Source organism: Rhodococcus sp. IEGM 27 (assembly GCF_033142305.1).
Lineage (GTDB): Bacteria > Actinomycetota > Actinomycetes > Mycobacteriales > Mycobacteriaceae > Rhodococcus_F > Rhodococcus_F oxybenzonivorans.
On record NZ_JAWLSG010000001.1, the window covers coordinates 128,496 to 140,115 of the forward strand.

Genomic DNA, 11,620 nt, shown 5'->3' on the forward strand with positions numbered 1-11,620 from the left:
TGTTTTTGTGATCCCCCACACACGTACGTAAACAGAATAAACATATGCATGTTAAGTCCACAACCCTCGGCGGTCGTCGGGCCCGTCCCGTCGATTTCGCCGCGGCTTATGCGGCGGAAGCGGCCTCGCGGCGCTTCGTCGCAGTGGCCATGATCGGTCGGGGCCACAGACGCAATCGGTCCGGGAGATCGCTCAGCGACCTCCCGGACCGAACAGTTCTCGACAAGCGCGTCAGAACGAAAGCTTCAACAGCCGAGCCAGATTCAGTCCAAGGATTTGCTCCACGTCACTGTCGGCGAGGCCCAGTTCGCGCACGGCCCGGATTTCGCGGCCTTGATCAGCCATCGGCCAGTCGGAGGCAAAAACGACACGTTCCGGCCCGTGCGTCTCGATGAGCTTCCGAACATCGGCCGGGTCGAGTTCGGCAAGGCTGGGCGGCCATGACGTGTCCAGGTACACCGGTAGCCCCACCACGGTGTCGACTGCTTCCTGGAACTGACGGTAACCGCCGAAGTGACAGGCGATGACGTCGAGCTTCGGAAATTTGCGTACCAGCTTCGCCAACATCGCCGGACTGCACACACCCTCCGAACTTGCCGTCGCAATGGATCCGATGTGGATAATCACCGCAAACTCGCCCTGCATCGCATCGAACAGGCGGTCCATCCGGGGATCGTCGAGAGCGTACTTCTGAAAGAAGGGGTGGATCTTCACTCCTCTCAGGCCATGCCGGCGCAGGCTTTGGACGTTTTCCTCCGCCGACAATTCGGGATGCACGGAGCCGAATCCGATGAAGTAGTCGGGATCGAGCGAGCCGGAGAACCTGTTGGCCTTCTCGACGGCCTCACCGTCGTTCGCGACGGCCAGGCAGACCGAGCGGTCGATTCCCGCCGCTGCCATAGACTCTTTGAGCCCGTGCGCCGTGCCGTCGCCCCGGCGTTCGAGGTCGGGGACCGATCCGGCGAGCGCCCGTTTGGCGACCGCGTCCGGCCACATGTGGGTATGTGCGTCGATGATCATTGAGCGCCTTTCAGAGCCGGCTGACTTCGCCGCCGTCGATGACGGCGACCGAACCGGTGATAAAATTGGACAGTGGTGAGGACAGGTAGGCCACGAGCGGACCGAACTCCGCAGGATCGCCCATACGTCCCGCCGGGATCTTCTTCAATCGCCGCGCCAGGACGTCCGGCGAGTCGGTCACTGCGCTTTGCGCGTCTGTGGTGAAAGCTCCGGGGGCGATCGCGTTCACCTGAACGCCCTTCTTCGCCCACTCCCCCGCAAGGGCTTTGGTGAACTGCACAACCGCACCCTTGGAGGAGGAGTACGCCACCAACGTCGGCTTCCCCTTGATGCCGGAGGTACTGGCCACATTGATGATCTTGCCCGACCCCTGGGGGAGCAGGTGTCGGGCCGCAGCACGGGTCAGCACGGCGGGCGCCCGCACGTTGACATCGAACACCTCGTCCCACTCCTTTTGGGGTTGTTCGTCAAACCGCCCAGCCGGAGCGATTCCCGCATTGTTGACCACGATGTCCAGCCGCCCGAACGCTTCGACAGCGATATCCGCAAGCGCCGCGACCGCATCCATGTCACGCATATCGCAGGTTTGCACAGCAGTGCGCTCGGGATAGCGACTGTGCAACTCCTCGAGCGGCTCCCGCGTACGGGCGACCAGGACCACGAAAGCACCCTCGTCGAGCAGCGCCTCCGCTGCCGCCTTACCCAGTCCGCGACTGGCGCCGGTCACTATCGCGACCTTGCCCTGAAGCTGAAAGTCCATGTTCTCGCTCCTTCCGATTGTCGACGCGTTGCGCCGCCGTCCCGGCAACCCGGGATCGCTTGACGCAACGGGCTCTTGCCATAGTCGCTTAACCTGATTATATTTCACATATTAACGGGAATGCCCGGCGAAATACCAGCCCCAGTGAGTTCGACAACCCGCGCAGGCGCGGAAGCGCCGCCGGCAATGCCCCGCCAGGTCCATCTGAGTCAATCCCCGGCTCCACAAAGAAAAGAGGACAAAATGAGCGTGAAGATGACGATCAATGAGAGCAAGCGCTACAGCGTTTCCGCGGAGCAGATTTGGAAGCTGTGTGGGGCACCGGGCGAGATCGAGAACTGGCTCCCCGCTGTGGAGAAGTCCTGGATGGAAGGCGACGTTCGCTACGCCGAGCTCGCAGGCGGCGCCGGTCAGGCGCGTGAGCGTGTCACCGAGCACGATGACGCAGGGCATTACTACGTGTACGACTACCTCGACGGTCCGCTTGTTCTGAAGGCCTTCAGTTCGCGGTTCGCAGTGGTTCCGACGGCTGACGGCGGGTCCAAGATTCTGTGGACCGCGGAGTTCGCGGCCGACAACGAGTCCGAGGGAACGGAGCTGGCTGGAGCCGTCACGGGCATGTATCAGGGCGGGCTCGAGAATATCGCCGAAGTTCTCGGATCGGTTCAGTCGTGAGTTTCTCCAACCGCGCGATTCACCACCTCGGACGGCCTACCTCGGGGAGGAGACCTTCATGAGTCGTGACCGACTCGTCCCTCGCGTAGTCGACGATCCGAGCGAGTTCGGCCCGCTGCGAGATCAGGTGCGTGCCTTCGTCCGCGAGTGTATCGACGCCGGTGATTTCACCCCGGGAGTCGATACCTGGCTGACCGAGTGGAATCCCGAGTTCTCGCGGCGACTGGCCGCGCGGGGCTGGATCGGCATGACAATTCCTACCGAGTACGGGGGCCATGGGCGATCCCACATCGAACGATTCATCGTCACCGAAGAACTGTTGGCTGCGGGCGCCCCAGTCGCGGCCCACTGGATTGCCGATCGCCAGATCGCGCCGTCCTTGTTGAAGTTCGGAACCGAGAAACAAAAGCGACAGTATCTGCCGGCCATCACCAACGGTGAGTGCTTCTTCGGGATCGGAATGAGCGAACCGGACTCCGGTTCGGATCTCGCCAGTGTGCGGACGAAGGCAACTCGGGTCGACGGTGGGTGGACGATTACCGGTACAAAAGTGTGGACCTCAGGCGCCCACCACGCGGATGCGTTCTTCGTGTTGGCACGGACGGCACCCAGAGACCCCGCTGCACGCCACGCGGGCCTGAGCCAATTCATCGTCGATCTGCGGTCGCCGGGGATCACAGTCCGCCCCATCGTCTCGATGACGGGAAGCCACCATTTCAATGAGGTCGTCTTGGAGGAAGTCTTCGTACGCGATGAGAGTGTTCTCGGTCGTGTCGGTGATGGCTGGCAGCAGGTGACTTCGGAGCTTGCGTACGAACGCAGCGGTCCGGAGCGCTTCCTTTCCACGTTCCCGCTGCTTGCCGAGACAGCCGAGCAAGCTGCTGCCGATCGATTCCCCGCCGACGGTGGCTTCGGTCGCCTGATCGCGCGGATCGCCGGGTTGCACCACATGTCCTCAGCGGTGGCCGGTGCCTTGCATCGAGGAGAGCGAGCCGACAGCGCCGCGGCTGCCGTGAAGCTCCTCGGAACGGTGACCGAAGGGGACATAGCGGACTACGCCGATCTACACATGAACCGAGACGGGCCGGCACAGGAAGAGGGGCCTTTCGGCTCTTTGATCGATCACGCCATTCTCCAACGGCCCGGATTCACTTTGCGGGGCGGTACAACCGAGATCCTCGAGGGTGTCGTCGCCCGAGAGCTAGGACTGCGCTGATGACTACACCAACGATAGTGGACCCTGATCTCGTCGAGATGATGAAGTCGGTGTTCACCGCGCACCGAGATGATGCTGCCGACTCGGCGGAGCCGGCAAAGTTCAACCCACAGCTCTGGCGCACGCTGGACGAACTGGGCCTGGTACGGCTCACCGGTAGCGAGACTCACGGAGGAAGCGGTGCAGACTGGCATGCCGCCTCTGCCTTGCTTTCTGCATCGGCCGCCGCGGCTGTCCCGGTTCCCCTCGTCGAGCACGATCTGCTGTCGGGGTGGCTTTTGGAAACCGCAGGACTTCCCATGGACGGCGGTCTGCGGACGGCATTCTTGCTCGCGGATTCGGCCGCATCGAGCGTGGCCCCTTGGGCACGTGACGCCGAGTTCATGGTTGTTCTTCGCCGCACCGAGGCATCATGGGTGGTCGCGGATGTGGCCCGAGACATCACCACTCTTACGCCGTCGCAGAATCTCGCCGGCGAGCCCCGCGACAGGGTGACGGTCGACGTCGAGGCCGCCCAGTGGACATCGGTACCAGACGGTGTGGCCGAGATCTTCGTGCTCCGCGGCGCTCTCGCTCGCACACTGCAGGTATGCGGAGCCCTGGAACGAATCGTCGTGCTCTGCATCGAGCACGCCTCCAGCCGCACGCAATTCGGCCGGCAACTGTCCAAGTTCCAGGCTGTGCAGCGACTGGTCACCGGAATAGCCACCGAGACTGCGCTCGCGCGCTCGGCGGCCGATGCAGCGGTTGCCTCGATCGAGCGAAACGGGTGGGACGCACCGGGCGCGTCGTTCGCTGTAGCGGTAGCTAAATCGTGCGCCGGTCATGCCGCGTCGACAGTGGTGCGCAATGCTCACCAAGTCCACGGCGCCATCGGCACTACTCGCGAGCACGAGCTCCATCGGTACACCCGGCCTGTGCTTTCCTGGCGGTCGGAGTTCGGATCCGTAGGGCAGTGGGACCAACTGCTCACCCAGACCGCGGTCGCCGCTGGACGGGACGAAGCTTGGAAGCTGATCGTCGAAGGACGCCCACTGAGTGGAGTGCTCGACATCGCGGTATGAGCAGCGCCGACAACCGGCTGAGCCGACTTTCGCATCGGCACAGCCGGTTGTTCCGTCATCCGACACACCCTGACACCGCGACCTGGCGGTTCAGTCCAGGATGTCAGCGACCGTACTGGTCGTTTTCTTCCATCGGTGGCCAATCCTCGACCATGTGCAAACCCCGCCCGAGATGAGCGGCACCGTCGATCTGCAACAGTTGGCCGGTAATCATTCGTCCCGCCGGTGTCGCGATGAACGCGACGAGCTCGGCAACGTCCTCGGTCGGAGTGGGCCTCCCTGCCGGCACGGACTCGGGGACGACGCGATCGCGCAGCGACGACGCAATCCCTTCAGGCAACGAGTCCGAGATTACCACCCCGGGTGCCACGCAGTTTGCGCGAATTCCCAGGTGAGCCCACTCGAGTGCAAGAGTCTTCGTCATGGCCAACACTCCTGCGCGGGCAGCAAGTGAGTGCGCGAGACCGACACTGCCCCGCTCGACCCCGGACAGAGAGATAGTGACGATGCTGCCGCCGCGACGGGCGAGGAACGGTTTGGCCGCCGAGATGACGGTGAAGACAGCATTGAGATTGAGATCGACCACGGACCTGAATCCGTTGTCGGAGATCTCCGCCGCTGCAGCATAGAACTGTCCACCCGCGTTATTGACGAGAAGATCCATGCCGAGCTCGGTCGAGGATTTCGATATGACCGACCGCACCTGCTCACAATCCCGGACATCGGCCGAAAACCATCGGAAGGTGCCTTCGGTGCGCGAGACCAGCTCGGCCGTCTGCTCCAGCGCAGCCTCGGTGCGACCTATCCCGGTCACCGTCGCACCGAGCTCGGCCAGGCGAACGCTGATCCCCTGTCCGATGCCGCTTCCGGCACCCGTTACGACGGCGTGAGTTCCCGAAAGGAGCGTCGGCTGTAACACCCTGACGTCGGCGACGTCCCAGGCACGGCCAGATTGTGGCGGATGCGGCCGATAAGTCGGCATACCGACCCCCTTCGAAACAACCAGCGCCTCTATGTCGACGTAAGTTCAATGCATAACATATACATGTTTACTGTGCCCGAACCAATCCGGTCAACCCCTACACCGCAACGGTCGACGCACACCGGCACGAACACGCACTTGGAGGGCGGAAATGTATGATGAACATATGCCAGGAAACAAGGCGACCAGGTCGACTACGGTCGGTAGTCGCACACGCAACGGTCGCCCAGCTGCCACCGGCGAAACCACCCAGATTCTGCCACGTTCACGAGACGTCACGCCGCTGACACGCCCGCCGGAGATGCCGCCGAAACGCGCCGAGATGATCGCTCAGCGCATAGTGCGGATGATCCAAGAGGAAGGCCTGAAGTTCGGCGACGCCCTCCCGGTCGAAGCCGACATGCATGAGTCTTTCGGGGTGGGAAGAAGCACCCTTCGCGAGGCTCTTCGCATACTGGAACTGCAGGGGGTGATCGTGATCCGACCCGGCCGCGGGGGCGGACCCACCGTGGGATTGCCGGACTCACGCCACCTGGCGAGCACGCTCGCGCTCTTGATGCAGTTCTCGGATACACCGTTTCGATCCGTGTTGGAGACACGTGAGTACATCGAGCCGATCGCCGCTGCCTTGTGTGCGCAGAACGGCGAGGATCGGGTCATCGACGGATTACGCCAGTCTGTCGACGCCATGCGCGCGAACATCTCCGATGAGACCGTGTTTCTCTATGAGAACCACAGATTTCACGAACTGATCGCCGAAGGTGCACAAAACCCTCTGATCTCGTATTTTCTCAACTCACTCGACTGGATCATCGACGGCGCCCGACTGGGAGTCACCTACAGCCCTTCTTCGCGCAAGCACGTTGCGGTGATCCACGAGCAAATTTGTGAAGCAATCGAAGACGGCGACAGTGATCGTGCACGGGACGCTATGAGCGAGCACATGAAAGAGACTCGCGCCTTCTTCGAGCGTAAGCATCCCAAGGTGATGGACCAGGCACTGAGCTGGGGAATGTACGGCTGACGGGCCGGCAGGGCGAGCGGTCCTGGATTTCTCCGACCATATCTTTGTTAATCTGGCCGCCCGCCGGACGCGTCCAGTGCACTCGATTCGGTCCTTGCCGGGTCGGCAGTGTCACGATCGGTATCAGCAAGGGCGAAGGCTATGGCTTCTCGAGGGCCCAGCCGTAGGCCCTTGCGGTGTCGTGCACGAAATTCTCTGTCGCCGAGACTCGTGCGGGTCATTTCATTGCACTCAGTGTGGTAGGTACGAAGTTGCTGGAAGAGCAGGGGGGAGCTTCCCACCGCCGCTCCCAACGACTCGGCCGCGCCCAACAACGTGGCGGCTCGACCGAAGTCCTGGCTGCGGCCGGCGATCCACGCCAGGATCTCCAGACTGACGGCGGCAACGAGAGGCTCGTCGATCAGACGACACAACCGCAAGCACTCGTCCATATACTGCGCTGCGCGGACCGGGTTCCCCTGTCTGAATTCCGCTACGCCGATGCCCCACAGCGAATACGACCGATACACCGACTCACCACGTGATTCGGTCACTGCGAGCACCTCGTGATGACAAGCGAGTGCGCGTTCGGTGTTGCCGCCCAGCTCGTACGCCACTCCCAGCATCATCAGGATCCATACGCGTACCGCGACTTCACCGTCGGCGGTAAACACTTGGAGCGCTTCTTCGAGTTTTTCCGCTGCCTCCAGCACATTGCCGCTGTACAGCGCGAGAATACCTTTGGCGTGGGCTATACGGGCGTCGCTGACCGGGTCCGTCATCTCGGCCAGCAGCGCCTCGCCCTGGGCAATCAGATCCCATCCGGCGGACAGATCACCCTGCATACCAGCGAGCACGCTGTCGGCGTAGATGGCCTTGACCCGATCTGCCGAATTTCGCACGGGGCGCGTTCCCAGGGCACGATCCAGCCAATATCTCCCCTCGCTGAGCAGGTTGCGGGACAACCAGAAAGGGAACAGCGCCGCAGCAATCTCGAGTGCGGAACCTTCCTGCGGTTCGCCGGACTCGACTATCGCGAATTCCATAGCCTCACGGAGGTTCGACTGCTCTCGAGACAGTCGGGCAATCCACTCGAGTTGACGGACACTGATCCAGTCGCGTTTGGCATCTTGCACGAATTGCCGATACCAATCATGGTGGCGACGCCGCAGTAGCGCCCAGTCTCCTGAAGCGTTTGCTTTGACTCGTCCGAATTCACGGATCGTCTCCAACATTCGGAATCCGACCGCACTGCCGTACTCCTGCCGGACGAGAATCGATTTGTCGACCAAGGAGAAAATTCCCTCGAGCAGGTCGTCTCGATCGACGTCCTCGCACATACTCTCTGCAGCATCGAGTTCGAAATGGCCCACGAACACAGACAGATTGATCCATATCTGCCGTTCCAGCGGCGTGCACAGGTCGTAACTCCACTCGACACAGAGAAGAAGAGTGCGTTGACGAGGTGGCGCAGAACGGCTTCCATGGGTAAGTAGCTTGTATCGGTCGTTCAGCCGCTGGGCGATTTGGCCGAGCGACATCGCCCGTAACTGCGCTGCCGCCAATTCGATGGGTAGCGGCAGACCGTCGAGTTGACGGCAGATGCGAACGACGGTCTCGATATTGTCGTCGGAGAGTTCGAATCCCGGCACCGCCGCTGCGGCACGTTCCTCGAACAACGCAATCGCGTCGTAGTTGGGGGAGGCCATCAACGCGGGCTCGTGATCGGCGTCCGGTGTTCTCAAGGACGGCACCCGCAAGACAGATTCACCGGGGATGTTCAACGGCTCGCGGGACGTTGTCACGATCGAGACCTCCGGACACGTTCGAAGGACCGTCTCAGCAAATCGAGCGACCGGTGCGATGACGTGCTCGCAGTTGTCGAGCACTATCAATAGCTTCCGATCGATCAGGAACCCAACGACCTCGTCCATCGGATCCTTATGACCGGTGCGCAGGCCGAGGGCTCTCGCGATCACGTCGATGAGAACCGACTCGTCCATGACTTCGCCGAACTCCGCGAGCCATACGCCATGGGGGAACTCGTCGCGCAGATCGGCAGCGAGTCGCAGCGCCAGACGTGTCTTCCCGACACCTCCAATTCCCGTCAACGTCACGAGACGCGCAGTGCGGAACATACCTTTCGCATGGGAGAGTTCGTTCTGGCGCCCGATGAAGCTGGTCACCTCCAAGGGAAGATTTCCCGTACGACTCTGGAGTGCGGCACGGCGACCCGAGTGCTCGTCGGTGGAACTCGTCGAGACGGCCTCTCGTCGACCGAGCGGAGCCACTGGCTCTTCCATGAGAAGCGCCATGTCATCCACTTCGAGACCGTTCCGCGCCTGGAGCGCGCGGAGTTCGTCGCCGAACTCGACGGCAGTGCTGGGACGGTCACCGGGATCGCGCGCCATCGCATGCTCGATCGCTGCGGCAATGTCGTCGGGGATGCCGTTGTCACGCAGGTCGGGGATGGCGTGCCTCGTGATACGCACGAATTGCGCCACGACCTGCTCCCCGGACCGACGTTCGAACGCCGCGTGACCGGTCAAAGCGCAGAAGAGGGTGGCGCCGATGCTGTAGACATCCGAGGCGGGCGTAGGCGCATCGCCCTTCAGTATTTCGGGAGCTGTGAAGGCCGGTGACGCGGTGATCATATCCTTGGAAGTCTCGAACCCGCCGGCGATGTGCGCGATTCCGAAGTCAGTGAGGGCTGGCTCGCCGTAACTCGAGAGCAAGATATTGCCCGGTTTGATGTCGCGGTGCAAAATGCCGAGTCGATGCGCCGTCTCCACGGCACCGGCGATCCGGACGCCCAGCCGCAACACCTGGTCCGGGCCGAGGGGACCATCGTTCCGGATCAGCGTATCGAGAGAGTCCAAAGGGTGGTACGGCATCACAATGAACGGGTGGCCGCTCGTCGTGGAACCGACTTGAAGGACGTTGACAATGTTCGGGTGGCCGGTCAAGCGACCCATGGCACGCTGCTCTCGGAAGAATCGCGTCCGATTCTCGTCGTCGAGCGCGCGGGTGAGAACTTTGACCGCCACCGTGCGGTCCAAAGAGGGCTGCAAACACCGATAGACCACCCCGAAACCGCCGCGACCGATCTCGTAGGCCTCCGTGAAACCAGCCGAAACCAGCTCGCGTTTCAGGGCGGCGTCGTCCTGCCGTGTCTCCACCCGTCCGTCCTCGACCCTCTCACCGTCCACAGTCTCCGTCGAGTTCCCGCTGCGACGGCGTTTCCACGGTGCAGCAACGCGCAGCCCGGCGTGTGAACGTCGTCACAACATCAACTCATCTGTGAATGTACCCGCCGTCGAGATCACGGCCGAAGACGGTGTGGTGGCCTTACTGTGAGCCCCGTCATCTCCGACGGAAACGACAGCGATCGGTCACATCACCATCCGCTGGAGCGCTTTTGCCGAGCCAAAGATCGCCGGATGATCCGGGTCCCGGGGCTCGCCCAGTCGCTCCTGCCCTTTGATCCGTCGCGAGGGCTGCGACCGACTGACTTCCGACGATCACCACAAGCTGCGCTCCACCGAACCGAGGAACTGCGTGTTACATAAATGGGGGTCGCAACGTTGTTCGCCAGCCGGCTCCATTGGCCGCGCGGGGACCGCTGGCGCTAGCGTGAAAGATATGTCGGCGCCCCAGACCCTCGCAGCTCGGTACGAGCTGCGCGCAGTGCTGGGCCGAGGCGGGATGGCCGATGTCCACGACGGCTGGGACCTGCGGCTCGGACGGCCGGTCGCCGTCAAGGTGCTGCGTCCCGAGTACGCGTCCATTCCGGATATCCGGCGACGGTTCGAGGTGGAGGCCCGGGTGGCCGCCACGTTGAACCACCCGAACGTGGTGGCCGTTCACGACTGCGGCGAGGACGGCGGTGTTCCGTTCATCGTGATGGAACGGCTACCCGGCCGCACCCTCGCCGACGACATCGCCCGCGGACCACTCCCGGAGGCTCGAGCACGCGCAATTCTCGCCGACATACTCGCCGCCGTCGGCGCTGCCCACGACTGCGGGATTTTGCACCGCGACATCAAACCGGCCAACGTGCTGTTCAGTAGCACGGGTGTCGTGAAGGTCGCCGACTTCGGCATCGCGAAGAGCGCAGACAGTGGCCACACCACGACGGGTCAGGTGTTGGGCACCGTCGCGTACCTGAGCCCGAGTCGCATCGCGGAGAAACCGGCGACGGTCGCCGACGACCTCTATGCGGTGGGTGTTGTCGGATACGAGGCTCTCGCAGGACGCCGCCCGTTCGTCGGCGAGAACATTCTGTCGTTGGCCCGCGCGATCCTGGCAGGGGGCGCTCCCCCGCTGACCGAAGTGCGACCCGACGTCGACCCCGAGTTGGCGTCCACCGTCGAGAACGCGATGGCGTACGATCCTGCGCACCGATTCGGCGACGCCGCGGCCATGCGCAACGCGATTCTGGGCAATGCGGGACGAGTAACGGCATCCCCTCCGATGGGCGTGCCACCTCGAACCATGGCGTTCGCGCCCGCCACTCTGTCCGCGGCTCCACTCCCCCCGGCCGATCCCCGGCGGCCACGGAAAACGGGGCTGATCCTGGCAGCGATCGCCGCTGTCGTGGTAGCAGTGATCGTGGGCGCCCTGGCAATCGCCTCGCGCGATAACGACGGTGGAAGTCCCGCTGTGGCACCGGCAACGTCGAGTCAGGCGCCGACACCCTCGCCGACACCGACCGGCACCGAAGAACTTCCGGTTGCGCCACCTGTGTCGGTCGGCGTTCCCGTTCCTGTCCCACCGGTACAGACTCCCGAACCGCCGAATCCGAACGGCAACAGTGGGAACGGGAATGGAAACAACAGCGGGAACGGAAATAACAAGGACAAGGACAAAGACAAAGAAAACGGGCGCGGCGGGAACTGAG

At 62.9% G+C, this 11,620-nt stretch carries 9 protein-coding genes and 1 pseudogene; 6 read left to right on the top strand and 4 right to left on the bottom strand.

Going from position 1 to position 11,620, the window contains the following annotated elements; all coding sequences use genetic code 11:
* Nucleotides 1–231: 231 nt before the first annotated feature.
* Both R4P95_RS00610 and R4P95_RS00615 read right to left on the bottom strand, forming a co-directional pair.
* On the bottom strand, nt 232–1,020 hold the full coding sequence (locus tag R4P95_RS00610) for an amidohydrolase family protein (RefSeq protein WP_317746762.1): 789 nt from the start codon (nt 1,018–1,020) through the stop codon (nt 232–234).
* Nucleotides 1,021–1,030: 10 nt separating this feature from the next.
* Nucleotides 1,031–1,780: a glucose 1-dehydrogenase gene (locus tag R4P95_RS00615; protein ID WP_317746761.1), complete on the bottom strand. Its 750-nt coding sequence runs from the start codon at nt 1,778–1,780 to the stop codon at nt 1,031–1,033.
* A 243-nt stretch (nt 1,781–2,023) separates the two neighbouring features.
* Here R4P95_RS00615 and R4P95_RS00620 point away from each other — a divergent pair, with 243 nt between their 5' ends.
* The 3 genes from R4P95_RS00620 to R4P95_RS00630 are packed head-to-tail and all read left to right on the top strand — an operon-like array spanning nt 2,024 to nt 4,735.
* Nucleotides 2,024–2,455, top strand: coding sequence for an SRPBCC family protein (locus R4P95_RS00620; RefSeq protein WP_317746760.1), 432 nt, complete (start codon nt 2,024–2,026; stop codon nt 2,453–2,455).
* Between the two features lie 58 nt (nt 2,456–2,513).
* A complete protein-coding gene (locus R4P95_RS00625; protein ID WP_317746759.1) occupies nt 2,514–3,671 on the top strand; it encodes an acyl-CoA dehydrogenase family protein in 1,158 nt (385 codons plus the stop codon).
* Complete coding sequence (locus tag R4P95_RS00630) at nt 3,671–4,735, top strand: acyl-CoA dehydrogenase family protein (protein ID WP_317746758.1); 1,065 nt, start codon at nt 3,671–3,673, stop codon at nt 4,733–4,735. The genes R4P95_RS00625 and R4P95_RS00630 overlap by 1 nt, the downstream gene beginning before the upstream one ends.
* A 103-nt stretch (nt 4,736–4,838) precedes the next feature.
* Here the strand turns inward: R4P95_RS00630 and R4P95_RS00635 are convergent, their stop codons facing one another.
* Complete coding sequence (locus tag R4P95_RS00635) at nt 4,839–5,717, bottom strand: SDR family oxidoreductase (protein ID WP_317746757.1); 879 nt, start codon at nt 5,715–5,717, stop codon at nt 4,839–4,841.
* Nucleotides 5,718–6,039: 322 nt separating this feature from the next.
* Between R4P95_RS00635 and R4P95_RS33475 the strand changes: the two are divergent.
* Both R4P95_RS33475 and R4P95_RS00640 read left to right on the top strand, forming a co-directional pair.
* A pseudogene (locus R4P95_RS33475) lies at nt 6,040–6,201 on the top strand (FadR/GntR family transcriptional regulator); the annotation flags it as partial.
* 24 nt (nt 6,202–6,225) lie between these two features.
* Entirely contained in the window at nt 6,226–6,741 is a 516-nt protein-coding gene (locus R4P95_RS00640) for a FadR/GntR family transcriptional regulator (RefSeq protein WP_317746756.1), read from the top strand.
* Between the two features lie 47 nt (nt 6,742–6,788).
* Here the strand turns inward: R4P95_RS00640 and R4P95_RS00645 are convergent, their stop codons facing one another.
* Nucleotides 6,789–9,899 carry a protein kinase domain-containing protein gene (locus tag R4P95_RS00645; RefSeq protein ID WP_317746755.1) on the bottom strand — a complete coding sequence of 1,037 codons (3,111 nt, stop codon included), beginning with the start codon at nt 9,897–9,899 and terminating at the stop codon, nt 6,789–6,791.
* Between the two features lie 463 nt (nt 9,900–10,362).
* On the opposite strand from R4P95_RS00645, the gene R4P95_RS00650 reads away from it, so the two are divergent.
* Complete coding sequence (locus R4P95_RS00650; protein WP_317746754.1) at nt 10,363–11,619, top strand: serine/threonine-protein kinase; 1,257 nt, start codon at nt 10,363–10,365, stop codon at nt 11,617–11,619.
* The last annotated feature ends 1 nt before the right edge of the window (nt 11,620 follow it).